This is a genomic window from Nonomuraea sp. NPDC004186 (genome assembly GCF_053603495.1).
On record NZ_JBSGFQ010000001.1, the window covers coordinates 131,025 to 156,890 of the forward strand.

Below are 25,866 nucleotides of genomic sequence, written 5' to 3' on the forward strand. Positions count from 1 at the left end.
TAGCATGTGAGACGTGACCACTACCGCCCCTACCCGGAATCGCCGCAACAGGCGCGGGGAGATCCTGGAGGCGGCGGCCCGGCTGTTCGCCGCGCGCGGTTTCCACGGCGTCTCGATCGAGGACATCGGCGCCGCGGTCGGCGTCTCGGGCCCCGCGCTCTACCGGCACTTCAGCGGCAAGGACGCGCTGCTGTCGGAGATGCTGCTCGACGTCAGCTCGCGGCTGCGCGAGTCGGCCGCCGCGGTGGTCACCTCGTGCCCCGATCCCCAGGAGACGCTGGACGCGCTGCTCAACGTGCAGATCACGTTCGCTCTCGAGCAGCCGGCGCTGATCACCGTGCACGACCGGGAGCTGGGCAACGTGCCCGAGCCCGAGCGGCGCCAGATCAGGCGGCTGCAGCGGCTCTACGTCGAGGAGTGGGTCACCGTGCTGGCCGAGCTGCACCCGGAGTGCCCGGCGGCGCGGCTGCGGGCCGCGACGCACGCCGTGTTCGGGCTGCTCAACTCCACGCCGCACAGCGCGGGTGAGCTGGGCGCGGGGGACATGCGGCCGCTGCTGCACGCCATGGCGCGCGCGGCCGTCACCGCCGCTGTTAGCGCTCGCTAACTTCCAGGGATCTGCCCGAAATGCCCTTCCCGTGCCAACTATCTAGATATATCGTCAAGATATCTCGATAGTTGGAGGTAATCATGGAAGAGCCTGACTTCTGGGATGCCCCGCACCCCCACCACCCGTTCCCCCCGCACCCACCCGGCCCACCGCCGGGCCCACCGCCCGGTCCACCGCCCGGTCCGCCGCCGGGGCCGGGTGGCTTCGGCCCGCCGTTCGCGCCGCCCCCGCCCGGGCCGCACTTCGGCACCGTGGTCCACTGGGAGACGCCGCCTCCGCGGGTGCGCCGCGGCGACGTCCGGGCCGCCCTGCTGGCGCTGCTCCTCGAAGGGCCGCAGAACGGCTACCAGATGATCCAGGGCATCGAGGAGCGCAGCCACGGCGTCTGGCGGCCCAGCCCCGGCTCCGTCTATCCGGCGCTGCAGCAGCTCGAGGACGAGGGCCTGGTGTCCGGCGACGAGTCCGGCGGGAGCCGTACGTACCGGCTGACGGAGAAGGGCCGCGGCCAGGCGGCCAGGTACGCCGACGACGCGCCGTGGGACGAGGTCGCCCGCACGGCCGTGCCACCCGACCACCACGAGCTGCGCCTGCTCTGGGCCCAGCTCAACGAGGCGTTCTCCCACCTGGTCCACACGGCCGACGAGCGTCAGATCGCGGCGGCCAAGGAGCTGATCAAGAAGACGCGCAAGTCGATGTTCCAGATCCTGGCGGAGGGCTGAGATGGCGGCGGACGCGGCGGTCGCCGTGCGCGGCCTGCGGAAGACGTACGGGAAGGTCGAGGCCGTCAAGGGCGTCGACTTCGAGGTGCGCCCGGGCGAGGTGTTCGGCTTCCTCGGCCCCAACGGCGCCGGCAAGACCACCACCATCAGCATGCTCTGCACGCTGGTGAACCCCACCGGCGGCAGCGCCACCGTGGCGGGCCACGACGTGGTCAGGGACCGTGACGAGGTCCGCAGGAACATCGGCCTGGTCTTCCAGGACCCCACCCTCGACGGCTACCTGAGCGCCGAGCAGAACCTGCGCTTCCACGCCGAGCTGTACGGCGTGCCCAAGAGCATGGTCGGCGACCGGATCCGGCAGGTCATGGAGATGGTCGCGCTGTGGGACCGCAAGGACGCCAAGGTGATGACGTTCTCGGGCGGCATGAAGCGGCGGCTGGAGATCGCCCGCGGCCTGCTGCACTCCCCGCGCGTGCTCTTCCTCGACGAGCCCACCGTGGGGCTCGACCCGCAGACCCGCTCGGCCATCTGGGGCTACATCAACCAGCTGCGGCTCCTGGAGGACATCACCATCTTCATGACCACGCACTACATGGACGAGGCCGAGTACTGCGACCGGATCGCGATCATCGACCACGGCGAGGTCGTCGTCATCGACTCGCCAGAGGCGCTGAAGGCCAGCGTCGGCAAGGACCGGGTGCAGATCCAGACCCCCGACGACACGGAGGCGATCAAGGCGCTGCGGGAGCGGTTCGGGCTGGAGGCGGCCGTGCGCGAGGGCGCGGTGACGTTCGCGGTGGCCTCGGGCGAGGAGTTCGTGCCGAGGCTGTTCGCCGAGCTCGGCATGCCGATCAAATCGGTGAGCGTGTCACGGCCGTCCCTGGACGACGTGTTCATGTCCTACACCGGCTCCACGATCCGCGACGCCGAGGCCGGCGACGGCAACATGGCGTTCATGAGAGCGATGGCGAGGCGATAGTCATGGCGACAGAGGCCATCAGCGTCCGCGTGCCGGTCCGCAGCGCCGGTCACGACCTGCGGGCGATCAAGGTCGTGCTCCACCGGGAGATGCTGCGCTTCGTCAACGACCGCACCCGCATGGCGTCCATGCTGGTGCAGCCCGTGCTCTGGCTGTTCGTCATGGGCACGGGGCTCGGGTCGCTGGTGCGGGGGGCGATCCCCGGGATCGACTACCGCACGTTCATGTATCCCGGCATGATCTCCATGACCGTGATCATGACCGGGATGTTCTCGGCCGGTTCCATCGTGTGGGACCGCGAGTTCGGCTTCCTCAGGGAGATGCTGGTCGCGCCCGTCTCGCGCGGGGCGATCGTGGTCGGCAAGTGCCTGGGCGGCGCCATCGTGGCCACCGGGCAGGGCATCCTCATCCTGGCCATGGCGGGGCTGGTGGGGGTCCCCTACTCGCCCGCGCTCTTCGTGACGCTGCTGGCGGAGATGTTCCTCGCGGCGTTCACGATCACGGCCTTCGGGGTGATGCTGGCCGCCCGGATGAAGAACATGCAGACGTTCTTCGGTCTGATGCAGATGGCGATCATGCCCATGATGTTCCTGTCGGGGGCGATGTTCCCGCTGGCCAACCTGCCGTCGTGGCTGCACGTGCTGACCGTGGTCAACCCGATGACGTACGCGGTGGACCCGCTGCGCCAGGCGGTCTTCTCACACCTGGACGTGCCGGCGCAGGTCGACGCGGTGCTGAACCCCGGGGTCCGGTGGTTCGACTTCCAGGTGCCGGTGATGCTCGAACTCGGCCTCGTGGCGGCCCTGGGGCTGGCGCTGCTGGGGGTGGGGATCGCGGAGTTCAGGCGGGCGGAGTAGACGGAACGAGGCCCGGGGCGGCGTGCCCCGGGCCTCGGCCTCGCATCAGATCAACGCCGCGTCAGATCAGCGCCGCGTCAGATCAGCGCCGCGTCAGATCAGCGCTTGACCCGGACGTAGTCCGAGCCGCTGGTGGCGCCGTAGGTGTCGTCGTCACCGCCGAACACGAACCGCCAGCGGCCCGAGTTCCAGCCCTTGACCTTGGTGTAGAGCCCGCCGCCGTCGTTCGACCAGGTCGTCTTCACGTACTGCCACTTCTTCGAGCCCGCGGGCTTGAAGAACAGCGCGACCTTGCCCGAGTAGCCCTCCCAGGAGCCCTCGTCGAAGACCTGCAGGCGGCCCTTGAACTTCAGGTACTTGCCGCGCTTGACCGGCTCGGGGTACGCGTTGAACTTGATCAGCCGCGTGTCCGCCTTGGACGCCGTAGGAGGCGGCGCCGGCTCGTTGACCTTGACCCAGTCGGCGTCGCTGACCGAGCCGCGGATGCCGCGGGTGCCGCCGTACTCGGCCCGCCACCAGCCCGAGGTCTGCGCGGGAGCGGAGGCCCAGAAGCGGCCGTCGCGGCCGGTCACGTCACTGGTGACGTACTCCCACCTGGACGAGCCGTCGGCCTTGAAGAAGATCGAGACCCGCTCGCCGGCCACGCCGCCGCGGTCCTCGACCAGCAGGGCGCCGCTGAACGTGAGCCGGTCACCCTTGTCCACGGGCTCCGGGCGGGCATCGAAGCCGGCGATCCTGCTGCTCAGGACGCCGCGGCTGACGTCGACCCGGTCGGTGTCGCTGACCGAGCCCTTGGCCGCGGAGGTGGCCGCGAACTCGGCCCGCCACCAGCCCGTCTCGTCGGCCCGCACGGTGGCGCTGAACCAGCCGTTGCCACCGGTCGTCACCTTGGTGACCTGGCGGTAGGCGTCGGTGCCGCGCTCGCGGAAGGTGATGGCGACGCTCTGGCCGCCGTACCCCTTGCCGTCGGCGAGGAGCTGGCCGGAGACCTTGATCAGGTCACCCTTGTCCACGGAGTCGGGGCTGGCGTCGAAGTCGACGATCTTGGTGTCGAGGACCTTCTTGACCGAGACCTCGAACGTGCCGCCACGGGAGGCGCCGCCGGCGACGGCGAGCCAGCTCCACGTGCCGACGTTCGTGGAGTCGAAGGACCTGGTGCCGGACCACTTCGTCCAGTCGCCGTCCTTGGTGGACGTCAGGTCGACGGGCTTGCCGACGCTGATGTCGCCCGGGGGCTTGAGCTGGAGCTCGGCCTTGTCGGCCCCCTTGGTGGCGAAGCTGAACGTGGCCGTGACCGCGCCATTGGTGACGTCGATCGGAGAATTGGGACTGATCCCGACTCGGGTGATGACGGGATCCGCGGCCGCCGTCGCAGCGGAGGGAGCCATGACCAGGGCTCCGGCTCCGAGCGCTATGGCAAGGGCGGCCACACGAATGCGTTGTAACATGCGGGTTCCTTCCAGAGACCCAACGGTTCAACGCGGCATTGAGGGTGCCACGTGTGTCAATTAAGTAGACGTACGCGCCGACCGGAAGGTTTAGGAATCTGACAAACCGTTATATGCCGGGGTCAAACGGACCGGTCCACAACATGTCAGCCACGTCCGGCAGACGTCGGCGCCGATGAAAGACATAATCGAGGTGTGGCGCGCGACACAGTTGAGACTCATTTCACCCAGGCGGTTGCGACGCTGAAGGCGGGCCCCGCGCGAGATCCGGGGCTGCCGGTCCGCGAGGGCAGCTCGCTGACCGGCGAGCAGTGCATGAAGCTGTTCCAGCGTCAGCTCGACAGCCGCCTGCTGGACATCGCGGCCCGCTGGCTGCGCGAGCGGGACGAGGGCTACTACACGATCGGCTCCGCCGGCCACGAGGGCAACGCGGCCGTCGCCGCCGCCCTGCGGCCCACCGACCCCGCCCTGCTCCACTACCGCTCCGGCGCGTTCTACCTGACCAGGTCCGAGCAGGCGGGCAGGCTGCCCGAGCAGGGCATCCGCGACGTGCTGATGGGCCTGGCCGCGGCGGCCGACGAGCCGATCGCGGGCGGCCGGCACAAGGTGTTCGGCCATCCCGACCTGGCCGTCATCCCCCAGACCTCCACGATCGCCAGCCACCTGCCCAGGTCCGTCGGCGTGGCGTTCGCCATCGAGCGGGCCGCGGCGGCGATCGGCGAGCAGGCCCGCTGGCCCGCCGACGCGGTCGCGGTGTGCAGCTTCGGCGACGCCTCGATCAACCACGCGAGTGCCCTGAGCGGCTTCAACACCGCCTCCTACGCCACCTACCAGGGCCAGGCGATGCCGCTGCTGCTCGTGTGCGAGGACAACGGCATCGGCATCAGCGTCCGCACGCCCAAGGGCTGGGTGGAGTCGGCCCTGCGCCGGCCCGGGATCGAATACTTCGCCGCCGACGGCTGCGACCTCGCCGCGGCGTACGACGCCGCCGTCCGCGCGGCCCGGCACGTCCGCGAGCGCCGCTCCCCCGCCTTCCTCCACCTGACCACCGTGCGGCTCATGGGGCACGCCGGCTCCGACGTCGAGCAGGCGTACCGCACGCAGCGCGAGATCAGGGCCGACCTGGAGCGCGACCCGCTGGTGCGCACGGCGCAGCTGCTCGTGGAGGCCGGGCAGAGCACGCCGGAAGAGCTGCTCAGGACGTACGAGTCCCAGCGCGAGCACGTGCTGCGGATCGCGCTGGAGACGACGCGCAGCCCGCGGCTCGGCTCCGCCAAGGAGGTCATGGAGCCGATCGCGCCGCGCAAGCCGGAGCTGATCGCCAAGATCAGCCCGATGGCGGCCCCGGCCCCGGACCGGGAGAAGGCGTTCGCCGGAGCGCTGCCCGAGCACGACAAGCCGATGACGCTCTCGCAGGCCATCAACCGCACGCTCGCCGACACGCTGGCCGTCTACCCCGAGATGACCGTGTTCGGCGAGGACGTCGCCAAGAAGGGCGGCGTCTACGGCGTGACCAGGGGGCTGCAGAAGCGGTTCGGCGCCGCCCGGGTGTTCGACACGTTGCTGGACGAGCAGGCCATCCTGGGGCTGGCGCTAGGCGCCGGCGTGTCGGGGCTGCTGCCCGTGCCCGAGATCCAGTACCTCGCCTACCTGCACAACGCGCTCGACCAGATCCGGGGGGAGGCGGCCACGCTGTCGTTCTTCTCGCGCGGCTCCTACACCAACCCGATGGTGGTCCGGGTGGCCGGGTACGCCTACCAGAAGGGGTTCGGGGGCCACTTCCACAACGACAACGCGGTGGGCGCGCTGCGCGACATCCCCGGCCTGGTCATCGCCTCGCCCGCGCGCCCCGACGACGCGGCCGCCATGCTGCGCACGTGCCTGGCGGCGGCCCGCACGTCCGGGTCGGTGTGCGTGTTCCTGGAGCCGATCGCGCTCTACCACACGCGCGACCTGTTCGAGGAGGGCGACGGGGGCTGGCTGGCGCCGTACGCGGCGCCCGGGCGCTGGCCGGAGACGCACGTGCCGATCGGGCAGGCGCGCTCCTACGGCGACGGGCGCGACCTGACGATCGTGACGTTCGGCAACGGCGTGCGGATGAGCCTGCGGGCCGCGGTGCGGCTGACCCAGGAGGGGTACGGCTGCCGCGTGCTCGACCTGCGCTGGCTGGCGCCGCTCCCGATGGACGACCTGCTGCGGGCGGCCGAGCTGACCGGCAACGTGCTGATCGCCGACGAGACCCGGCACACCGGCGGCGTGTCGGAGGGGATCATGGCGGAGCTGGCCGACGCCGGGTTCACCGGGAAGCTCGCGCGGGTGACCTCGTCCGACAGCTTCATCCCCCTGGGCGGGGCGGCCGAGCACGTGCTGCTGTCGGAGGCGGAGATCGAGCAGGCGGCGCGCAAGCTCCTGGGGTGACCGCCGCGGGCTACGGGTTCGAGCGGGCGACGGCGCCCCTGATGCACGTGGGCTTCGACCAGGCGACCGTCGAGCTCTCCGAGACGCGCAGCAGGACGCCCACCAGGAAGCAGTAGCCGGTGCCCGGGTCCAGTCCCGCGACGCGGGTCGTGGTGGCGCCCTGGCCCAGGGCGGTGACGGCCTGCTCGCCCCTCTTGAGCGGGGAGCGCTGGAGGACCACCGGGTAGCGGCGGGCGGCCGCGGGGAGCGTCCACTTCAGCTCGACGAGGGCGCCCTGGTCGGCGGTCACCTTCAGGCCGCGCGGGGTCAGCGCGGCGACGGACTGCTTGTCGATGGCCTCGGTGTCCCGGGTGCCCGGCTCGGACGCCGAGGGCTGGGTGGTCTGTGATGGCTCGTTCTGCTGGAGCGACAGGTAGACGGCCGCGCTCGTGCCGCCCACGACGACGGCCGCCACGGCGGCGCCGATCACGAGGCCCCGTGGCAGGCGCCCTCCTCCGCCCGGCGCGGTCGTCCCGTCCTGCCCCGGCGGAGTGGTGGCCGAGGCGATCGCGGGCGGTGTGGGCGCGCCCGGATGCCCGCCCCCGGGGATGCCGGCGATTCCCGGCCCGTGCCGGCCGGTGGCGTGCATGCCGCCGGTGCCCGCCGCCCGCGCTTCCGGCGCGAACGGTGACGGCTGCGCCTCCGGCGCGAAGAGCGACGGCCGCGCCTCGGGGGCGAACGGCGACGGCCGGCCGGGGCCGCCGGGCAGGTGGTTGCCGGTGGTCGGGAGATGGTTACCCGTGGATGGCAGGTGGTTGCCCGTGGTCGGGAGCTGGGGGCTCCCCGTGTGCTGGGGGCTCCCCGTGTGCTGAGGGCTCCCCGGGGGCTGGGGTTCGCCGGTGGGCGGGTCGTCGAGGCGGGGGCGGGGCACCGTGGCCATCGCCGGTCCCGGGCCGGGGTCCTGGCCCACCAGGTCGGTCACCGGCAGGCCCAGCTCGGCCTGCACCTCCTGCAGCCGCCGGGCGAGCTCCCGCGCCGACCCGTACCGCACCTCGGGCTGCTTGGACATCGCCCGCATGACCGTCTCGAGGACCGGCGGCGGCACGTCGGAGCGGTTGATCGGGGGCGGCTCGACACTGAGCACCCGGTACATCAGGGGCGCGATCGAGGGGTCCGTCGGGTTGTGGAAGGCGGGCTGGCCGGCCAGCAGGTGGTAGAGGGTCGAGCCGAGCGAGTAGATGTCGGTCGAGGCCGAGTGCGGCTGGCCGGTGAGCACCTCCGGGGCGGCGTGCAGCGGGGTGAACGCCTGCGACGTGGCCGAGATCTCCGAGGAGTCCACGACCCGGGCCACGCCGAAGTCGGCGATGGCGGGCTCGCCGTACCGGGAGATGAGGATGTTCTGCGGCTTGATGTCGCCGTGCAGGACCCCGGCCTCGTGTACGGCGGCCAGCGCCCCGGCCAGCTTCACCCCGGCCCGCAGCACGTCGGGCACCGGCAGCGGCCCCTCCTTGCGGACCCTGTCGCGCAGCGAGCCGTTCTCGAAGTAGTCCATCGCGATGTACGGCTTGCCGGAGCGGGTGACGCCGGTGTCGAAGACGGTGACGACGTTGGGGTGGCCGGTCAGGCGGCCGGTGAGCTGCAGCTCGCGCTGGAACCTGCGCATCGTGCGCTGGTCGACCCGGTCGACGGACAGCACCTTGAGCGCCACGACCCGGTCGAGGCGCTCCTGGTAGGCGCGGTACACGACGGCGAAGCCGCCCTGGCCCGCCTGATCGAGTACCCGGTAGCCGGGCGCGTCCTCGACTGGCAGCACGGCACTCCCCCCTGTTGCAGGCGAGTTTAGTGCGAATTTTGGGGGTTAGAGCGGATTCATGAGGTACGCGCCGAAGGCCGCGGACGCGACCGACACCAGCAGGAAGAGGAGCACGTAGAACCCACCGGGCAGGAACGTCAGCCTGGCCAGCTGGTCCGCGTCGGAGTCTCGCGCCTGCCGCCTGCTCCGCTTGCGCTGCAGCTCGATGATCGGCCTGATCCCGCCGAACAGCAGGAACCAGACCGCGACCAGGGCGACGACCTGCTGGACCTCGGCGGGCGCGTACATGATCAGGGCGAACACCGCGCCGCCGGTGGCGAGCAGGATCAGCGCGCCGTACAGGTTGCGGATCAGCAGCAGCATGCAGACCAGGAACAGCAGCACGCTCCAGATCAGCAGCGTGATGTGCCCCATCTCGGTCAGCCAGGCGGCGCCCAGCCCCAGCAGCGGAGGCGCCACATAACCGGCGAGCGCGGTCAGCACCATGCCGGGCCCGGTGGGCCTGCCCCTGGTCAGCGTCACGCCGGAGGTGTCGGAGTGGAGGCGGATGCCTTCGAGTTTGCGCCGGGTGACCAGCGCCATCAGCGCGTGGCCGCCCTCATGGGCGATCGTGATCAGGCCTCTGGTCACCTGCCAGGGCATGCGGAAGCCGACGAGCACGAACGCGGCGAGAGCCGAGACCCCCACGACCCAGGGGTCGGGGTCAGGCTGAACCTTGATCAGGTGGGCCCAGAGCTGTTCCATCGAGGAGAAACCCTATCCAGGTAGAGTCTCCTGCGTGGCCACAGAACAAGATTCTGACGCCCGGATTCCGGACTGGTGGCGCGGGCTCGGGTTGCCCGGCCTCATCGACCTGCACGTCCACTTCCTGCCGGAGCGGATGGAGCGGCGGGTGTGGCACCACTTCAGGCACGGCGGCCCGCTGATGGGGAACGGCTGGAAGATCGAGTACGAGTGGCCGGCGGAGGAGCGGGTCGCGCTGCTGCGGGCCATGGGCGTGCGCACGTTCCCCGCCCTCGCCTACGCGCACAAGCCGGACATGGCGCTCGATCTCAACGCCTGGACGCTGGATTTCGCCCGCCGTACACCTGGATGCCTCCCTTCGGCGACCTTCTACCCCGAGCCTGGCGTCGTGGAATACGTGCGCCGGGCACTGGAGGACGGGGCCAGGATCTTCAAGGTGCACCTGCAGGTCGGCGGGTTCGACCCGCGGGCCGCCGAGCTGGACGAGGTCTGGGGGCTGCTGGCGGAGGCCGGGGTGCCGGTGGTGACGCACGCCAGTTCGGTGCCCGTGCCGGGCGGGCACATCGGCCCCGGGCCGATCGGCGAGGTGCTGCGCAGGCATCCGCGGCTGCGGGTGGTGATCGCGCATCTGGGGATGCCGGAGTACGACCCGTTCTTCGAGCTGGCCGCCCGCTACGAGCGGGTCGCGCTGGACACCACGATGGCGTTCACCGACTTCGCCGAGCTGGGCATGCCGTTCCCCGCGCGGCTGCGGCCGGCATTGCTTGATCTGGGCATTTCAGGCAAGGTGGTGCTCGGTAGTGACTTCCCGACGATTCCATATCCTTACGTCCATCAGCTCGACGCGCTCGCCCGGCTCGACCTGGGCGATGCCTGGTTGCGGGCGGTGTGCTGGGGCAACGCAGCGGCCATGATCTGATAGAGGAGTGAACGATCGGCACGTCGCGCTCATCGGCGCTTTCTACGACGCTCTGGGGCGCGCGGACTTCGCGGCCATGGAGCGCTGCTACCACCCCGAGGTCAGCTTCGGCGATCCGATCTTCCAGGAGGTCGAGGGGCGTGACCGCGTGATGACGATGTGGCGGCTGCAGCTCGGCGTGCGCGACGGCCTCAGATCCACCTACGGCGACGTGACGGCCGACGACTTCACCGGCACCGCGCACTGGACGTCCCGCTACACCTTCTCCAGGACCGGGCGCCAGGTCGTCAACGAGATCGACGCGCTGTTCAGGTTCGAGGGCGACCTGATCGTCCGCCACCACGACGAATTCGACTTCAGGCGCTGGTCGAAGATGGCGCTGGGCAGGCCGCACGGGCTGCTGTTCGGCTGGACGCCGATGTGGCGCAAGACCATCAGAGACCGCGCCACGCAACGGCTCGACGAGCTCTCTTAGGTCCAGGGAGGGCCATGGCCAGGGTGAAGGGGTTCAGGCGCAGCGGCGACGTCCACGAGGAAGCGCCCGAGCACTCGATGGACCCGCGTGCCACGGAGGAGCGGCCCTACCGGCCGACCGTCATCGACAACGCCATCTACCGCGACGGCAGGCGCGTCGACACCCCCGGCTCTCTGGCCGACGCCTTCGAGCGGCTCAAGGAGATGCCGGGCAGCATGGCCTGGATCGGCCTCTACCGGCCGAAGGAGTGGGAGCTGGTCAAGCTCGGCGAGGAGTTCGAGCTGCACGAGCTGGCGCTGGAGGACGCGATCGTCGGCTCCCAGCGGCCCAAGGCCGACCGCTACGGCGACACGCTGTTCGTGGTGCTGCGGGCCGCGCGCTACCTGGACGACGTGGAGGAGGTCGCGTTCGGCGAGGTGCACGTCTTCGTCGGCCCCAACTTCGTGATCACCGTACGCCATGCCGAGGCCCCCGACCTCCAGGCCGTCCGCAAGCGCATGGAGTCCGAGCCCGAGCTGCTGCGGCAGGGCCCGCAGGCCGTCCTGTACGCCATCCTCGACGCCGTGGTCGACGGCTATGCCCCGGTGGTGGCCGGGCTGCAGAAGGACATCGAGGAGATCGAGGTCCAGGTCTTCGGCGGCGACCCGTCGGTGTCGCGGCGGGTCTACGAGCTGTCCGGCGAGGTGATCGAGTTCCAGCGGGCGACGGCGCCGCTGGTGGGCATGCTCCACGCGTTCATCGCGGGGGCCTCCAAGCACGGGATGAACGACGAGCTGCAGAGCTACCTGCGCGACGTGGCCGACCACGCGATCACGGTGTCGGAGCGGATCTCCGCGTTCCGGCAGATGCTGCAGGACATCCTGGTCGTCAACTCGACGCTGGTGACGCAGGCGCAGAACGCGGAGATGGCCCGGATGACGGAGGCGAGCATCCAGCAGGGCGAGGAGGTCAAGAAGATCTCCGCCTGGGCCGCCATCCTGTTCGCTCCGACGCTGGTCGGAACCATTTACGGGATGAATTTCGATTTCATGCCCGAAACGCACTGGGCATTCGGGTACCCATTCGCGATCGTGCTGATGGCGGCCGTCTGTCTGACCCTCTATCTCGTCTTCAAACGCCGCGACTGGCTCTGAGCGTCACCACGTGGCCCCGATCACGATCCCGACCACGATCAGGGCCACCAGGGTGACGCGGATGGCGGCGGACACCTCGCGATCCTCAGGTGTCCAGTCCCACGTGCGCTTCCAGCCGCTCGAGCCGCTGGACGAGGGGCTGCAGCTCCTGGCGGACGGCGGCGGACAGCATCGCCTGGACGGCGGCGGGCCGGCCCTGGTCGCCCTGGGCCTCGGCGTCCTGCTGCGTCTGCGCCCGCAGGTGGACGTACCCGGCCAGGGCCGCCACCACGGCGCGCCTGGTGAGCCTGGGCTCGGCGCCCAGCCCGCGCAGGACCTGGCCGGCGGTCCCGTCGGGCTCGGCGACGAGGCCGAGCAGGAGGTGCTCGCAGCCCACGTAGTTGTGGCCGAGTGAGGTCGCCTCCGTGACGGCGAACTCCAGCGCGTTGGCCGCCGCCCCGCTGAAGTTGCGCGGCTCCGAGCCGCCGGCCGCGCCGGGGGCGGGCTGGTGGCGGGCGAGGTCGCGTCCGACCTGCTCCGGGTCGATCTCCACGGCCCGCAGGACGTGCAGCGCCAGGTTGGTCCCCTCGCTCAGCATGGCGCCCAGCAGGTGCTCGGTGCCGACGGCTGCGGCTCCTTCCGCCCTGGCCTGGTCGGCGGCCAGTTTGAGGACGGTGCGCGTCCTGGGCGTCAGGTGCCTCAGCGCCCCGGTCGGCTCTTCGAGGTCGAGGTCGCTCAGGACGGTCTCCCTGATGGCGGTCACCCGGCGGACCGCCTGCTCCAGCGCGCGCTGGCACACCGCCGACACCGGCACCCCGGCCTGCTTGACCGCTTCCGCGAGTTCGTCCGGCAGGTAGACGTTAATCTTTGGCATACCCCTACGATAACCCCTATGGGGTTACACACGTCAAGCGTCGGGGAAATCGGTCAGCGCCTGTTCGGCCTCCCCCACCGCGGCCTTCAGCTGAGCCGCGAAGAACCCCACCCGGTCCGGGCCGAAGCGGGCCGAGGGGGCCGAGATCGACAGGGCGGCCAGGGCGACGCCGTTCCCGTTGCGGAGGGTCGCGCCGATGGCGGAGACGCCGCGTTCCGTGCCGTCGATGTTGAGCGCGTAGCCGCGGGCCCTGACGTCGTCGAGCTCGCGGGTCAGGGTCGCGCGCTCGTGGTCGGAAAGGTCGGGATAGAGGTCGCGGAGCTGGTCGGGGGGCAGGGTGGCGAGCAGGACCTTGCCGCCGGAGGCCCGGCGGGCGGGCAGGATCGTGCCGCGGCGGTCGCCGACGTGCAGGATCTGCGACGACTCCACGCTGTCCAGGAAGCGCACCTCCGTACCGACCCGGAGCATGAGGTTCACGGTCTCCGCGGCCCGCGCGCACAGCGCCTCCATCGCCGGCCTGACCCGGGCGCGCAGCTCGCGCAGGACCGCCCCGCCCGCGCCGGCCTGCGTCGAGGTGAGGAACGGCCCCGGCAGGTACGTGTGCCGCTCGTCCTGCACGGCGAAGTCGCGGTAGACGAGCATGGCCAGCAGGCGGTGGGCGGTCGAGCGGGCGATGCCCAGCTCCCTGGCGACGTCGGCGACCTTGAGGTGGCCCTGGTCGCGCAGCATGTGCAGGAGCAGCAGCACGTTGTCGACGGAGCCCAGGGCGTAGGCGGGCCTGTTCTTCATAGCAGAATGCTAGTGCCGTATGCAGAATCACCTCCTAGCGTGGGCTCCATGAACCCAGAGGAGAGGCTCTACGCCGACTTCGCGGCGGAGGACCTGATTCCGTTGTGGACGCAGGTCGGCGACCTGATGCCGGAGCACCCGAAGCCGAAGGCGCGCCCGCACGTGTGGGAGTGGAAGACGCTCTACCCGCTGGCCGAGCGGGCCGGCGAGCTGGTGCCCGTCGGGCGCGGCGGGGAGCGGCGGGCCATCGCGCTGGCCAACCCCGGCCTGGGCGGGATGCCGTACGCGACGCCGACCCTCTGGGCGGCCATCCAGTACCTGGGGCCGCGCGAGGTCGCCCCCGAGCACCGCCACACCCAGAACGCCTTCCGCTTCGTCGTCGAGGGCGAGGGCGTCTGGACCGTCGTGAACGGCGACCCGGTCGCCATGCGGCGCGGCGACTTCCTGCTGACTCCCGGCTGGCACTTCCACGGGCACCACAACACCACCGACGCGCCCATGGCCTGGATCGACGGGCTGGACATCCCGCTCGTGCACTACACCGACACCTCGTTCTTCGAGTTCGGCCCCGACCAGGTCACCGACGTGACGACGCCGAGCGTGTCGCGTTCGGAACGGCTGTGGGCGCACCCGGGGCTGCGTCCCGTCTCGGCGCTCCAGGCCACACCCAGCTCGCCGATCGCCGCGTACCGCTGGGAGCACACCGACCGGGCGCTGGACGAGCAGCTGGCGCTGGAGGACGAGGGCCACCCCGGGACCGTCGAGCCCGGCCACGCCGCCGTCCGCTACACCAACCCCACCACCGGCGGCGACGTCATGCCGACGATCAGGGCCGAGTTCCACCGGCTGCGGGCGGGGACCGCGACGGCCGCGCGGAGAGAAGTGGGGTCGTCGGTGTACCAGGTGTTCGACGGCGAGGGGTTCGTGACCCTCGACGGCGCGGAGCGGCGGCTGTCGCGCGGCGACCTCGTCGTGGTGCCGTCGTGGTGCGCGTGGTCGTTCCGCGCCGAGACCCGTTTCGACCTGTTCCGTTTCGCTGACACGCCCGTTTTCGAGGGCCTGCGTCAATATCGAGAGGAGTTCGTGTGAGGCTCGCGACGCTGCGGCTGCCGCACCGTACGACCGCCGCCAGGATCGACGGCGACCTTGCCGTGGAGGTCGGCGCGCCCGACATCGGGGCGCTGCTGACCGATCCGCGCTGGCGGGAGGTGGCGGCCGCCGCCGACGGGCCCCGGCATCCCCTGTCCACGGCCGACCTCGCCCCCGTCGTGCCGAGGCCGGGGAAGATCGTCTGCGTGGGGCTCAACTACCGCAACCACATCCTGGAGATGGGGCGGGAGCTGCCGGAGCATCCGACGCTGTTCGCCAAGTTCGCCGAGGCGCTGGTCGGGCCGTACGACGACATCGCGCTGCCCGCCGTCTCCGACGCCGTCGACTGGGAGGCCGAGCTGGCGGTGATCATCGGCACGGCGGCCCGGAACGTGTCGCCCGAGCAGGCGGCGGCCTCCATCGCCGGCTACTCCGTGATCAACGACGTGACCGCCCGCGACTACCAGTACCGCACGCTGCAGTGGCTCCAGGGCAAGACCTTCGAGTCGAGCACTCCGTTCGGCCCGTACCTCGTCACCCCGGACGAGCTGGAGGGCGTGACGATGACCATGCAGTGCGAGGTGGACGGCGAGGTGGTGCAGGAGACGGACACGTCCGACCTGGTGTTCGGCCCGGCCGAGCTGATCTCGTACGTGTCGCGGATCATCACGCTCCAGCCCGGGGACGTCATCGCCACCGGCACGCCCGGAGGCGTCGGCCACGCCCGCAAGCCTCCGCGCTACCTCGCAGACGGGAACAAGGTCGTGACCCGGATCGCGGGCCTCGGCGAGCTGGTCAACGTGGCACGCCGAGATGCCTGACCTGGGCTGGACGGACGCCGGCACCGCGTACTTCGAGGCACAGGTACGCGGTGCCGACCTCGGACGGCCGAGCCGGCTGCCCGGGTGGTCGGGACGGCACGTGGTGGCGCACGTCGCCGCGAACGCCCGCGCTCTCGGCAGGCTGGTGCACTGGGCGCGTACGGGCGAGGAACGCCCGATGTACGCCTCGGCCGAGGCCCGTGACGCCGAGATCGAGGACCTGGCCGCCCGGCTGGACGCCGCCGCGCTGGAGAGCCTGGCCAGGGAGACGTCCGAGGAGCTGCGCGACGCCCTGGGCGAGTTGTCCGGGGCCCAGTGGGAGGCCCGGGTGCGGACCGCTCAGGGGCGGCTCGTGCCCGCGTCCGAGGTGGTGTGGCTGCGGACCCGCGAGGTGTGGGTGCACGGCGTGGACCTGGGCGGGCGGTTCGAGGATCTGCCGGGCGAGCTGGTGGACGCGCTGCTCACGGATGTGACGGGGCTGTGGGCGCGGCGCGGCGAGGAACCCGCGATGGTCCTGCGCCCCACCGACCGCCTCACCACCTGGCCGTCCGATGGGGAGGGCCTGCCGGAGGTGCGGGGGACGGCCGCCGAGCTGGCCGCCTGGGTCACCGGGCGCGGCCCCGCCCCCGGCCCCGGCGCCCCCGCCATCGGCCGCTGGCTCTGAAGGCGCGGGCTCTAAGGCTCGGGCTCTGAAGGCTCGGGCTCTGAAGGCTCGGGCTCTGAAGGCTCGGGCTCTGAAGGCTCGGGCCGGGCGCGGGCGTCGTCGGTGGAGAGGAGTGCTCGTGGTCGAGGTGGTCGTCGTCGGAGGCGGCATCGGCGGGCTGGCGGCCGCCTTCGCGCAGGCGAGGGCCGGGCGCACGGTCCGGGTGCTGGAGCGGTCGGCCGAGTTCGGCGAGGTGGGCGCCGGGTTGCAGCTCGGCCCCAACGCCACCCGCGTGCTCCACCGCTGGGGCCTGCTGGACCAGGTGATCGAGAGGGGCGTGCTCCCCCGGCGGCTGGTCTTCAGGGACGCCCTGACCGGCGAGGAGCTCACCCACCTCGACCTGGGCGAGGGGTTCCGGCACCGCTACGGCGGCCCCTACGTGGTGGCGCACCGCGGTGACCTGCACGCCGTCCTCCTGCGGGCCTGCGCGGCCGCGGGCGTGGAGCTGCTGAACGGCCGGCACGTCGAGCGGGTGGACGCCGGACGCGCCAGGGCCCACTGCGCGGACGGCGAGGTGCACGAGGGTGACGTGGTGGTCGCGGCGGACGGCCTGCAGTCGGTCCTGCGGGCGCAGCTCGTCGCCGACCAACCCCACGATTCCGGATTTGTCGCTTATAGGGGCACCCGTCCGCTCCCGGAGGACTTCGACGTCTCCGACGTGGTCGCGTACCTGGGCCCCGGCTGCCACTTCGTCCAGTACGCCCTGCGCGGCGGCGAGCTGCTCAACCAGGTGGCCGTCTTCCGCGGCCCCGGCGACCTGGAGGCGGCCTTCGACGGCTGCTGCGACGCGATCGGCAAGGGCCTGCCGTACCTGTGGCGAGAGCGCCACTGGCCCATGCTCGACCGCCCGCCCACCGGCACCTGGGTGCGGGGCAGGCTCGCCCTCCTGGGGGACGCCGCCCACCCCATGCTCCAGTACCTGGCCCAGGGCGCCTGCCAGGCCATCGAGGACGCCCACGAACTGGCCGAGCAGTCGGCGGCCGGCGACTGGGACCGGGCGCTGGCCGCGTACCAGGAGATCCGCGTGCCGAGGACGGCGCGCGTGCAGACGACGGCGCGGCTGTGGGGCGACATCTGGCACGTGGACGGCGTGGCCCGGGTGCTGCGCAACGAGCTGTTCCGGACCAGGGACCCGGCCGGCCACGACTACGTCGACTGGCTGTACGGTGGGCCGCGTCCAGCGGTCCGCCACAGATAGCGGGGTCTGCGTCTACGGCAGGTGAAGCGTGACGGGGCCGTCCGGGGTGTGGACGGTCAGCGCGTCGCCGGAGACCGACACGCGCGGATCGGCCGCGCCCGGCACGATCACGGTCAGCACACTCGGGGCGGCGGGGGACACCACGGTCGCCACCTCGGCGGTCCGCAGGTAACCGGTCGAGACCAGCCCGGGCCGCACCCCCTGCTCCTCCCCCGGGAACTGCAGCAGCGTCACCCGCCAGTCCCCGTCCCCGAGCACCACCCGGCCGTCGCCCCGGGAGACCACCTGCAGCGACGGGTCGAAGTGCCACAGGCTGCGCAGGGTCCCGCCCTCGACGGAGTCGTGCACGGCCATCAGGTCGGGCCCGTGGTTGACGAGGACGCGCCGGGTCCTGGTCACCCCGTAGGCGTCGTCGGCCAGCTCGAAGGACTGGCGCGACGGCTCGACGGACGATCCGGCGAGCCGCGTGGCCGTCCCCGGACGGAAGGTCCCGGCCACGACGGGCACGTTGTGCGCCTCGGGCGAGCGCGTCCACTCCACGTACCCGGTGCGCTCGTAGGAGTGGAACCCGGCCTCGACGAGGATCCGGCGGCCCTGGGCGCTGTAGGTGACGCCGAGGTGGTCCTCGTGCCCGTGCAGCCGCCGCCCGGGCCCGAACCTGATCGAGTAGAAGGCGGATCGCGGGTCGTCCCAGGCGGTCCTGCCGAAGACGTACCCGCCGTCGAACACCCGCACCACCGGCCCCTCGTGCGGGAAGCCGTCGGCGCGGGTGTCGGCCGGGCTGTCGCCGATCGGGGCGAGGCGGCCGTCGGGCTGGGTGGCGTGCGCGACGTACGCCTCCAGCGCGGCCCGCCGGGCGATGAGCCGCTGGGGCGGTGCGGCGCCGCTCTCCCCGATCGCCCGCAGCGCCGTGCCGAGCCGCCGGTGCACGTACAGGCCGTAGCGGGGGGCCTGCTCCTGGAGCACCCCCTGAGCGTCGATGGCCAGCTCGGCGGAGGCGGTCATCCTACGGATGGCCAGATCGCGCCAGCGCGCCCGGCCGAGCCGGCAGCCGACGACGAGCAGCCCGATGTCCTGGTCCAGGCCGTGGTTGTGGCCCGCGCGGTAGAGCGACGAGTCGGCCAGGACCTCCCCGTGCTCGGCGAGGCTGTTCCACAGTGCCCGGCTCCGCACGTGCTCGCTGAGGCACACGAGCGCGGGGGCGCGTAACGCGACCGCGTGCTCGGCCCACGCCCACGGGCTGACCCCGCGGCCGCCGTGCGGGTTCTCGCGGATCCAGTGCTCGGCCAGGCTGCTCGCGCGGTCGAGGTACGCGGGCTCGCCCGTGCGCTCGTACTCGGCGACCAGCCGGCCCATCCAGCGCAGCGTGTGCAGGTTGAGCGCCCAGGAGCGGTTGCCGTGCGGGTTCGCGGTCCAGTCGACCTCCGTGCCCAGCTCGACCGGCGGCAGGCCGACGAACGTGACCTGCCCGCGCATCACCTCCTCCACCTTGATCAAGGGAAACTGGTCGCTCAGGCAGATGGCTTTGCCCGAGATCGCACGCCAGAACACGTCGGGACTCCTGTTTCAGGGCGCGCGAAACCCACGCGCCGGCGTCGGAATGCTCTAGCGGGGACCCCGGTCGGTCCAGCCCGCCTCGATCACGCGCTCTGTGCCCGGGGACGGCCCGTTGTCGGTGCGGGAGAGCACCTGCGAGGTCGCCGGGTCGATGACGAGCGTCCGCTGGGTGCCGTCGGGCAGCGTGTACGAGAACGCCTCACCGCGGTCGCGCTCGCCCAGGTAACGGACCTCGGGCAGGTCGGCGAGCGCGCGGTAGGCGGCGGCGCGCACGGCGGGCGGGGACGGCTTGGTCCACAGCAGGCCGCTGAGCGCGTCGGCGAGCAGGCCCTTGGACGGCAGCATGCCCGCCACCCGCTCCCGGAGCGCGTCCGGGTCCGTGGGAAGGCTCTCGATCTGCTGGAACGTCAGGTCACGCCCCGCCATGCTGAACGCCGACCGTCCCTTGACCTGCGTGATCCGGCCCTGTTCCAGGGTCCACGCCCGGCCGTCCCTGGCCGCCCAGAGCCCGACCACCTGGGACCCGTCCCGGACCTTCTTGATGTGCCAGTACGTCCCGTCCGGAACGTGGCCCGAGGCGGCGGTGCCGGCCGCCGCCAGCAGCACGGATCGTCCGGAGGGTGCCGGTTGATGGATCACGAACGCCGCCGCCAGGGCCATCGCCACGGCGGGGAGCACCAGCCACGACAGCCGCCTGCGCCTGCGTGCCGCCGCCACCCGCCGCCACACCCTGGCCTGGGCGTCCGGATCGGACCGCGGCCGGCCGTACAGGTCCTTGATGTGCTCCATCTCATCCACGGACGAACACCTCGATCTCGCCGAGCAGGGCGCGCAGCTTCTTCCTGGCCCGATTCAGGCGGGACCCGACGGTGCCGTACGGGATGCCGAGCGCGGTGGCGATCTCGTCGTGGCTCAGCCCGGCGAGCGCGACGAGCAGCAGGACGTCGCGGTCGCGGCGGTCGAGCTCGGCCAGGGCGGCGGCCAGCTCGGGCCGCAGGCTCTGGGCGCTGACGCGGCGGGCGACCGAGTCCTCGTGCCCGGGGGACTCGGGGTCGGGGGCGCAGCGGCCGAGCGCGCGCAGGGTGCGGGCCTCCAGGCGGCGGTGCTTGCCGATGAGGTTCGTGGCGATGCCGTACAGCCAGGCGCGCACGTTCGCGCGGGCCGGGTCGTACTGCGCCCGCTTGCGGAACGCGGTGAGGAACGTCTCGGCCACGACGTCCTCGGCGTGGTCGGGGCCGAGCCGCTGGGCGACGTAGGTGTGGATCTCGCCGAAGTGGGCGCCGAACACCGCGGCGAAACCGTCGGCGTCGTCGAGAACGTTCGGCGGCGAGCTGCGCGTCCCCCCGTGGACGTGCGCGCGAGCCGCCCATGCCGCCGGCGTCGCGATGGTCTCCCCCGTCATGCGCTGCCTTCCGGTGAATCAGTGGTCATCTCTTATCACCCGATGCACCGGTTTGCTTTCACGCTCTCATTCCAGAAAACGGCGGACGTCCGCGATCTCGGCGTCGAGCAGGCCGTCCGGCAGCTCGTCGAACGGCTCGACGCTCGCCCGCGCGCCCTTGCGCCCCCACACGCCCCTGATCACCCCGCCCACCAGCACGACCGGCCGCAGGATGCCTCCCCCCGGGAACACCTTCCTGGCGTGCTCGGCGGCCAGGATCGGGTCGCGGCTGCGCCAGCCCATCAGGTACTCGTCGAAGGCGGGCGCGAGGCGGGCCACCGGCTCCTCCTCTGTGCGGGCGGGCGGCGGAGGGGCGGCGCTCAGGCGCCAGGCCGTGCGGGCCTCGCCGAGCGGCAGGCCCGACCAGGCGGCCAGGTCCTCGGGCTCGGCGGGCCGGTGAGCTCGGCGGTAGCGGGTGCCCAGCTCCTTGAGCGCGCGGTCCCGGTCGGGTTCGGGGGTGATGGGGGCGCCCAGCCAGTCGGCCGCGTGCACGTACGTGGGCTTGCCCGCGCGGAGCGGGCCCAGCACGGCCAGGCCGTGGTGCGCGGCCAGCCCCACCAGGTGCACGACCCCCTGGCCGGTGGCCCGGCCCGCCAGGCGCTCCTCCAGGTCGGCCTTGGTGAGCGGGCCCTGGCCTTCGAGGGCGCCGGCGATGAGCCCGAGCAGGTCGTCGCCGGTGACGCCTTCCTCGTGGAGGCGGCGCAGGGTGTTGGTGGCGCGGGCGGTGAGGGCGTGCAGCCAGGGCAGGTCGTCGGCGTGCGCGAAGTGGAGGGTGCCGCGCGGGCCCCAGGTTCTGACGATCTCGCGGGAGGTCACCGCGGCCTCGACGTCCTGCCTGGTGAGGGTGGCGGAGCGGGCGCGGAAGGCGAGCAGGGCGGAGGGGACGTCCTGGGCCTGCATCGCCGCCAGATGTCTGACGATCTCACCGGCCGCCAGGCCCGGGGGGCGGTGCAGGAGCTGGGACTCCACGCTTCTCATGTTCACCGTCATCTCAGCAGGAGGCGCTTGCGCAGGCGGGCGGTCAGGGGGGTTCTGGCGCGTACGGCTCTGCGGATGGCGTCGCTGCGCTGCCAGGCCGCGGTGGCGGCGTCCTCGGTGACGGCGTCGGGGGCGTACCTGACGAAGTTCGAAATTTCAGCCAATGGCTGGATGTGCGCGGATATATCCCCCGAGCCTGCCTGCCCGGCGACGACGTCCGCCGCCGTCAGAGCGTACCGGCCCCTCAGCCCCAGGTCGTCGCAGGTCTGCCGCCACGCGCCGAGCACCCGCTGCTCCGGCCCCTCGGCCCGGCGGCGCTTGCGCCTGCGCCACCACGGCAGGGCCACCACCACCCCGGCGTACGCCACCAGCAGCGCCCCGCCCGCCACCGACGCGATCAGCCAGATCGCCGGGCCGTTCGAAGGCTCCTCGCCGTTCCCCGTGGCCTGCGGCCGGGAGGTCTTCGGCCGGTCGCTCCCGCCCTGGGTGAACTCGCCCTCCAGCTCCTCGCTCTCCTCGATCGCCGAGGACACGACGTCATGGTCGTCCTTGGCGCCGCTGCGGCCCGGCGTGGGGTAGAACGGCCGCCAGCCCAGCCGGTCGAACTTGATCTCCGCCCACACCATCACATGGCCAGATTTAACGTGATAAATCCCGCCGGACGTCTGGCCCGGCCTGAACCCCACCACCACCCGCGACGGCAGCCCGAGCGTCCTGGCCATGAGCGCGAACGTGGTCGCGAACTGCTCCGACGTCCCCCGGTGCGTGGTCTGCAGGAAGAACTCCAGCCCCTTGAGCGAGTGCCCCGGCGGCGCGGTGACGTCGTAACTGGCGTTGGTGCGCAGGTACTTCTGCAGCCGGTACGCCCGCGTGATCGGCGCGGTCGCGCCCTTGGTGGCCTCCTGGGCGAGCTTGCGGAACAGCCGCTGCTGCGGCCCGGCCGGGAACGCGGTCAGCCCTGGGTCGTCGGCGGGCGTGGCGTCGAGCAGCTCCTGTTTGGACGGCCGGGGCACCTTCGAGGTCACCTCGTAGCTGAACCCCTTGGCGGGCTTGGCATCGGCCAGCAGCGCGCCGCTCTCGGGATCCACCACCAGCCCCCGCACGCCCTCGACCCGCTCCGGCCGTTCGGCCGCGGGCAGCCAGGTGCCCGGGAGCCCGTCGAACGTCACCTTCTGATGGACGACGTCCGCCTTGCCCGTCCAGTCCGCTTCGGGCACCCGGCCGCCGGTGGGCTGGAACCGGGCTCCGGAGGTCCATCGGACGCCGTCGTACCGGTCGAGCACGGCCAGCCGCCAGTTGAGCGGCTTGTCGGCCTTGACGGTGAACAGCTCCCTGTCGGGGATCTGCAGCCAAGCCGAGACCCGGTCCAGCGGGCTGACGCTGTCGACGCGCCGCGGCGGAGGGAGGTCGGCGTCCTGCCGCGGGTTGTACGGCTGCGCGGCGATGGGCAGCAGCGGGCCCACGACCAGCGCCAGCGCGGCCAGCGCGGCGGCGGCCGGCAACCCGGCCAGGAGCCAGAGCGGGGAACGGTCGTCGCGCAGCAGGGCCAGCGCGGCGATCAGCACGAACAGCGCGCCCGCCACGGGGACGTTCGAGCCCTCGCCGTCCACGCCCAGCACGAGCGCCGTGCCGTAGACGACCAGCGCCGGGACGGCGGCGGCGATCCTGGTGCGGGTGCGGGCCAGCGTCTCGGCGCCGATGACGGTGGCCGCCCAGACGAGGGTGTGGACGAGGACGAGGAGGTGCGGCTCGGGCTGGGCGGGGAGGAGGGTGGTGAGCAGGGCGTGCCAGGAGTTCGCCACGTCGGCGAACACACCCGGGTTCGGGGCCTGGTAGAGGAGGACGGTGCCGGCGAGCCAGAGGACGACGTCCAGGAGCAGGGCCAGCCAGAGGGGACGCCGGCCGAGGGTCGCGGCGACGACGGCGGGGGCGATGGCCGCGGGGATCACGGCGGTCAGCAGCTCGGTGCCGGGGAACACCCGATGGAACCCCCACCCGGCCACCCCGGCGACGGCCGCGACCAGCGCCGCCCCCGCCATCCGCCGCCACAACGCCCCACCCCCGGACGGCGCACTGCCCGCCCGACCTGCACCCGCCTCGCCAGGCGTGGCCGCGTCCGGCGCGCGCCCGTGCCGGCGGCCGCGCCTGGGTGCCTGGGTGGTCATCGGGATCCCCACGCGAGCGGGAGCGCGTCCAGGGAGCCGATCGGCAGGACCGCCACCCCGGGGACCGCGACCGCCCCGGGGCCGACATAGACGCAGATGACGCGGTCGAAGCGGCGGCGCACCCCCGCGACCCGCCCCGCCTCCGCCGGGTCCGAGGTGACCAGGACCAGCGAGCCGCCGCCCCGGGCCAGGCGCGTCGGCTCCGTGACGCCGCCCGTGCCCGTCGACACCAGGGCCAGGCGGTCGAGCACCGTCTCGGGGTCCTTGGCGTCCGGCACGGGCCCGTCGCCGGTGACGAGGCGTACCGGGAAGCCCGCCGTGGCGGCGGCGAGCGCGACCGAGGCGGCGGCGTCCACGGCGAGCTCCGTGAGGTCGCGGGTGTCCAGGACGACGGTGGTGGTGGGGAGGCTGGCGTCGATGAGCTGGCGGACCATGAGCGTCCCGGTGCGGGCGCTCGACCGCCAGTGGACGTGGCGCAGGTCGTCGCCGACGACGTACTCGCGCAGGGTGTGGAAGGTGACCGTGCCGCTGGGGGCGTTGTCGCTGGTGGGGCCCTCCAGGTGGTGGGCCCGGCCGGACGGAGGGACGGGGAGGGCGACCGTGCGGGGCCGTACCAGGAGGGTGACGGGCGAGCCGTACGCTCTGACGCGGCGTGTGAGCCCGAACGGGTCGGCCCGGACGAGCAGCAGCGGCCCCACCGGGATCTCGCCGCGGGCGTCCGTCGGCAGCGGGTACGACACCGTGCGTACCGCCCCCTTCGGCAGCCTGGGCAGGTCGACGGTGTGCTCCGCCGCGCCGATCCGGTCCTGGGCGCGCAGGCCGGACAGGCCCCGGCGGCCGAGGTTGGTCACGTTCAGGACGGCGACGGCGGCGTCCCCGCGCGGCACCTTCAGGGGCGTGACCTCGCGCCGTACCTCCAGCCTGGGCCTGGGGGCGGTCCACGCGAGCGCGGCGGCCAGCGCGAGCAGGCCGCCGGTGGCGAGCACGACGGGCTCGGGGTAACCGAGCGCGAACCCCGCCGCGTACAGCGCGAGGGACCCGGCGAGGGTCCCCCAGCCCAGCGGGGTCAGCACCGCGGTGAGCCGCTGCCAGGGAGCCGGTGGCGGGGTGGGCACCTACGCCGCCTGCGGCACCGGCATCCCGGCGAGGATCTCGCCGAGCGCGGCCGCGGCGGTGACCTCGCGCAGCTCGGCCTCGGGCGTGAGGATCAGCCGGTGCGCCAGCACGGGCGCGGCCAGCGCCTTCACGTCCTCCGGCACGACGTAGTGCCGGCCGGCCGCGGCGGCCTTGACCCGGGACGCGCGCAGCAACGCCAGGCTGCCCCGGGGGCTGGCCCCGAGCCGCAGGTGAGGGCTGGTACGGGTGGCCGAGCACAGCGCGACGATGTAGTCGTACACGGCATCGGCCACGTGGATCCGGGAGGCGAAGTCGATCATCCCGGCCACGTCCGACGACCGCGCCACCACCGGCAGCCGCTCGACCTGCGGCCCCGTCGGCATGCCCTTGAGCACCTCCACCTCGGAGACGTGGTCGGGGTAGCCTACGGAGATCTTCATCAGGAAGCGGTCGAGCTGGGCCTCGGGCAGCGGGTACGTGCCGTCCATGTCGACCGGGTTCTGCGTGGCCACCACCATGAACGGCCTGGGCACCGGATGCGGCTCGGCGTCCACCGTGACCCGGCGCTCCTCCATGACCTCCAGCAACGCGGCCTGGGTCTTCGGCGAGGCGCGGTTGATCTCGTCGGCGAGCACGATGTTCGCGAAGACGGGCCCGTGGTGGAACTCGAACTTCTGGTGCGCCTGGTTGAAGATCGACACGCCGGTGATGTCGCTGGGCAGCAGGTCAGGCGTGAACTGGATGCGCCGCCACTCGGCGTCCACGCTGGCCGCGAGCGACCTGGCCAGCGTGGTCTTGCCGGTGCCGGGCACGTCCTCGACGAGCAGGTGCCCCTCCGAGAACAGGCTGATCAGCGCCAGCTCGATCGCCTCGTGCTTGCCCCGGATGATGCGCTCGATGTTGCCGGCGAGCAGCTGGAAGCGCTGCGCGAACTGCCCGGCCAGCTGCGCGCTCTGCTGCGGCTGCTGCTGGTAGGACTGCTCCAGCCCCTGCTGCTGGTACGGCTGCACGGTCTGCTCGAACTGGTCCTGATAGTTGTACTGGGTCAACTGAGCCCCCCTC

Annotated in this window: 24 protein-coding genes; 12 read left to right on the forward strand and 12 right to left on the reverse strand. The window is 72.3% G+C overall.

The genetic code is table 11. The annotated features are described in order from the left end of the window. Nucleotides 1-13: 13 nt before the first annotated feature. From ACWEPL_RS00560 to ACWEPL_RS00575, 4 genes are all read left to right on the forward strand, one after another. On the forward strand, nucleotides 14-607 hold the full coding sequence (locus ACWEPL_RS00560) for an SACE_7040 family transcriptional regulator (RefSeq protein ID WP_452434482.1): 594 nt from the start codon (nucleotides 14-16) through the stop codon (nucleotides 605-607). A gap of 83 nt (nucleotides 608-690) precedes the next feature. After that, entirely contained in the window at nucleotides 691-1,329 is a 639-nt protein-coding gene (locus ACWEPL_RS00565; RefSeq protein WP_452434483.1) for a PadR family transcriptional regulator, read from the forward strand. Nucleotide 1,330: 1 nt separating this feature from the next. Continuing rightward, complete coding sequence (locus ACWEPL_RS00570) at nucleotides 1,331-2,308, forward strand: ATP-binding cassette domain-containing protein (protein WP_363965454.1); 978 nt, start codon at nucleotides 1,331-1,333, stop codon at nucleotides 2,306-2,308. 2 nt (nucleotides 2,309-2,310) lie between these two features. Continuing rightward, nucleotides 2,311-3,165, forward strand: a complete 855-nt coding sequence (locus ACWEPL_RS00575; protein WP_350722296.1) for an ABC transporter permease — start codon at nucleotides 2,311-2,313, stop codon at nucleotides 3,163-3,165. Between the two features lie 98 nt (nucleotides 3,166-3,263). Here the strand turns inward: ACWEPL_RS00575 and ACWEPL_RS00580 are convergent, their stop codons facing one another. Further along, the gene (locus tag ACWEPL_RS00580; RefSeq protein ID WP_363965456.1) at nucleotides 3,264-4,613 is read right to left on the reverse strand and encodes a hypothetical protein; all 1,350 of its coding nucleotides are present in this window, start codon (nucleotides 4,611-4,613) and stop codon (nucleotides 3,264-3,266) included. 195 nt (nucleotides 4,614-4,808) lie between these two features. Between ACWEPL_RS00580 and ACWEPL_RS00585 the strand changes: the two genes are divergently transcribed. Next, nucleotides 4,809-7,031 (forward strand): thiamine pyrophosphate-dependent enzyme, encoded by a 2,223-nt coding sequence (locus ACWEPL_RS00585; RefSeq protein WP_452434486.1) that lies wholly within the window; start codon nucleotides 4,809-4,811, stop codon nucleotides 7,029-7,031. 10 nt (nucleotides 7,032-7,041) lie between these two features. On the opposite strand, the gene ACWEPL_RS00590 is transcribed toward ACWEPL_RS00585, so the two are convergent. Next, complete coding sequence (locus ACWEPL_RS00590; protein ID WP_452434488.1) at nucleotides 7,042-8,823, reverse strand: protein kinase domain-containing protein; 1,782 nt, start codon at nucleotides 8,821-8,823, stop codon at nucleotides 7,042-7,044. A 45-nt stretch (nucleotides 8,824-8,868) separates the two neighbouring features. After that, nucleotides 8,869-9,567 carry a M50 family metallopeptidase gene (locus ACWEPL_RS00595; protein WP_452434490.1) on the reverse strand — a complete coding sequence of 233 codons (699 nt, stop codon included), beginning with the start codon at nucleotides 9,565-9,567 and terminating at the stop codon, nucleotides 8,869-8,871. Between the two features lie 34 nt (nucleotides 9,568-9,601). Here ACWEPL_RS00595 and ACWEPL_RS00600 point away from each other — a divergent pair, with 34 nt between their 5' ends. From ACWEPL_RS00600 to corA, 3 genes are read left to right on the forward strand one after another with little or no spacing between them, the layout of a single operon-like run. Then, nucleotides 9,602-10,486 carry an amidohydrolase family protein gene (locus ACWEPL_RS00600; RefSeq protein WP_363965464.1) on the forward strand — a complete coding sequence of 295 codons (885 nt, stop codon included), beginning with the start codon at nucleotides 9,602-9,604 and terminating at the stop codon, nucleotides 10,484-10,486. Between the two features lie 7 nt (nucleotides 10,487-10,493). After that, complete coding sequence (locus ACWEPL_RS00605) at nucleotides 10,494-10,961, forward strand: nuclear transport factor 2 family protein (RefSeq protein WP_350722306.1); 468 nt, start codon at nucleotides 10,494-10,496, stop codon at nucleotides 10,959-10,961. Nucleotides 10,962-10,975: 14 nt separating this feature from the next. Continuing rightward, nucleotides 10,976-12,094 (forward strand): magnesium/cobalt transporter CorA, encoded by a 1,119-nt coding sequence (corA, locus tag ACWEPL_RS00610; RefSeq protein WP_363965466.1) that lies wholly within the window; start codon nucleotides 10,976-10,978, stop codon nucleotides 12,092-12,094. Nucleotides 12,095-12,179: 85 nt separating this feature from the next. Here the strand turns inward: corA and ACWEPL_RS00615 are convergent, their stop codons facing one another. Beyond that, the gene (locus ACWEPL_RS00615) at nucleotides 12,180-12,947 is read right to left on the reverse strand and encodes a Clp protease N-terminal domain-containing protein (protein WP_449959355.1); all 768 of its coding nucleotides are present in this window, start codon (nucleotides 12,945-12,947) and stop codon (nucleotides 12,180-12,182) included. A 33-nt stretch (nucleotides 12,948-12,980) separates the two neighbouring features. Further along, complete coding sequence (locus ACWEPL_RS00620) at nucleotides 12,981-13,736, reverse strand: IclR family transcriptional regulator (protein WP_452434492.1); 756 nt, start codon at nucleotides 13,734-13,736, stop codon at nucleotides 12,981-12,983. Nucleotides 13,737-13,784: 48 nt separating this feature from the next. Between ACWEPL_RS00620 and ACWEPL_RS00625 the strand changes: the two genes are divergently transcribed. From ACWEPL_RS00625 to ACWEPL_RS00640, 4 genes are all read left to right on the forward strand, one after another. Further along, the gene (locus ACWEPL_RS00625) at nucleotides 13,785-14,825 is read left to right on the forward strand and encodes a cupin domain-containing protein (protein ID WP_452434493.1); all 1,041 of its coding nucleotides are present in this window, start codon (nucleotides 13,785-13,787) and stop codon (nucleotides 14,823-14,825) included. After that, nucleotides 14,822-15,646, forward strand: coding sequence for a fumarylacetoacetate hydrolase family protein (locus tag ACWEPL_RS00630; protein WP_452434494.1), 825 nt, complete (start codon nucleotides 14,822-14,824; stop codon nucleotides 15,644-15,646). The genes ACWEPL_RS00625 and ACWEPL_RS00630 overlap by 4 nt, the downstream gene beginning before the upstream one ends. Continuing rightward, the gene (locus ACWEPL_RS00635) at nucleotides 15,639-16,310 is read left to right on the forward strand and encodes a maleylpyruvate isomerase family mycothiol-dependent enzyme (protein ID WP_452434496.1); all 672 of its coding nucleotides are present in this window, start codon (nucleotides 15,639-15,641) and stop codon (nucleotides 16,308-16,310) included. Before ACWEPL_RS00630 ends, ACWEPL_RS00635 begins: the two co-directional genes overlap by 8 nt. 118 nt (nucleotides 16,311-16,428) lie before the next feature. Further along, nucleotides 16,429-17,547, forward strand: a complete 1,119-nt coding sequence (locus ACWEPL_RS00640) for an FAD-dependent monooxygenase (RefSeq protein WP_452434497.1) — start codon at nucleotides 16,429-16,431, stop codon at nucleotides 17,545-17,547. 12 nt (nucleotides 17,548-17,559) lie between these two features. Here ACWEPL_RS00640 and ACWEPL_RS00645 read toward each other — a convergent pair whose 3' ends face one another. The 7 genes from ACWEPL_RS00645 to ACWEPL_RS00675 form a co-directional block, all read right to left on the reverse strand. Then, the gene (locus ACWEPL_RS00645) at nucleotides 17,560-19,098 is read right to left on the reverse strand and encodes a heparinase II/III domain-containing protein (protein WP_452434498.1); all 1,539 of its coding nucleotides are present in this window, start codon (nucleotides 19,096-19,098) and stop codon (nucleotides 17,560-17,562) included. Nucleotides 19,099-19,152: 54 nt separating this feature from the next. Next, nucleotides 19,153-19,902, reverse strand: a complete 750-nt coding sequence (locus ACWEPL_RS00650) for a hypothetical protein (protein WP_363965480.1) — start codon at nucleotides 19,900-19,902, stop codon at nucleotides 19,153-19,155. After that, nucleotides 19,895-20,506: an RNA polymerase sigma factor gene (locus tag ACWEPL_RS00655; protein ID WP_363965482.1), complete on the reverse strand. Its 612-nt coding sequence runs from the start codon at nucleotides 20,504-20,506 to the stop codon at nucleotides 19,895-19,897. Before ACWEPL_RS00655 ends, ACWEPL_RS00650 begins: the two co-directional genes overlap by 8 nt. A gap of 66 nt (nucleotides 20,507-20,572) precedes the next feature. Continuing rightward, nucleotides 20,573-21,514, reverse strand: a complete 942-nt coding sequence (locus ACWEPL_RS00660) for a winged helix DNA-binding domain-containing protein (protein ID WP_350722324.1) — start codon at nucleotides 21,512-21,514, stop codon at nucleotides 20,573-20,575. A 17-nt stretch (nucleotides 21,515-21,531) separates the two neighbouring features. Beyond that, the gene (locus ACWEPL_RS00665; protein ID WP_452434499.1) at nucleotides 21,532-23,688 is read right to left on the reverse strand and encodes a DUF3488 and transglutaminase-like domain-containing protein; all 2,157 of its coding nucleotides are present in this window, start codon (nucleotides 23,686-23,688) and stop codon (nucleotides 21,532-21,534) included. After that, the gene (locus tag ACWEPL_RS00670; RefSeq protein ID WP_350722328.1) at nucleotides 23,685-24,803 is read right to left on the reverse strand and encodes a DUF58 domain-containing protein; all 1,119 of its coding nucleotides are present in this window, start codon (nucleotides 24,801-24,803) and stop codon (nucleotides 23,685-23,687) included. The genes ACWEPL_RS00665 and ACWEPL_RS00670 overlap by 4 nt, the downstream gene beginning before the upstream one ends. Further along, entirely contained in the window at nucleotides 24,804-25,853 is a 1,050-nt protein-coding gene (locus tag ACWEPL_RS00675; RefSeq protein ID WP_350722330.1) for an AAA family ATPase, read from the reverse strand. It abuts the gene before it with no gap. Nucleotides 25,854-25,866: the final 13 nt, after the last annotated feature.

Bases quoted from the DNA above. Each gene is read 5' to 3' on its own strand.
- ACWEPL_RS00565 (WP_452434483.1), top strand. From the start codon at position 691: ATGGAAGAGCCTGACTTCTGGGATGCCCCGCACCCCCACCACCCGTTC.
- ACWEPL_RS00570 (WP_363965454.1), top strand. From the start codon at position 1,331: ATGGCGGCGGACGCGGCGGTCGCCGTGCGCGGCCTGCGGAAGACGTAC.
- ACWEPL_RS00575 (WP_350722296.1), top strand. From the start codon at position 2,311: ATGGCGACAGAGGCCATCAGCGTCCGCGTGCCGGTCCGCAGCGCCGGT.
- ACWEPL_RS00580 (WP_363965456.1), bottom strand. From the start codon at position 4,613: ATGTTACAACGCATTCGTGTGGCCGCCCTTGCCATAGCGCTCGGAGCC.
- ACWEPL_RS00595 (WP_452434490.1), bottom strand. From the start codon at position 9,567: ATGGAACAGCTCTGGGCCCACCTGATCAAGGTTCAGCCTGACCCCGAC.
- corA (WP_363965466.1), top strand. From the start codon at position 10,976: ATGGCCAGGGTGAAGGGGTTCAGGCGCAGCGGCGACGTCCACGAGGAA.
- ACWEPL_RS00615 (WP_449959355.1), bottom strand. From the start codon at position 12,947: ATGCCAAAGATTAACGTCTACCTGCCGGACGAACTCGCGGAAGCGGTC.
- ACWEPL_RS00620 (WP_452434492.1), bottom strand. From the start codon at position 13,736: ATGAAGAACAGGCCCGCCTACGCCCTGGGCTCCGTCGACAACGTGCTG.
- ACWEPL_RS00625 (WP_452434493.1), top strand. From the start codon at position 13,785: ATGAACCCAGAGGAGAGGCTCTACGCCGACTTCGCGGCGGAGGACCTG.
- ACWEPL_RS00635 (WP_452434496.1), top strand. From the start codon at position 15,639: ATGCCTGACCTGGGCTGGACGGACGCCGGCACCGCGTACTTCGAGGCA.
- ACWEPL_RS00655 (WP_363965482.1), bottom strand. From the start codon at position 20,506: ATGACGGGGGAGACCATCGCGACGCCGGCGGCATGGGCGGCTCGCGCG.
- ACWEPL_RS00665 (WP_452434499.1), bottom strand. From the start codon at position 23,688: ATGACCACCCAGGCACCCAGGCGCGGCCGCCGGCACGGGCGCGCGCCG.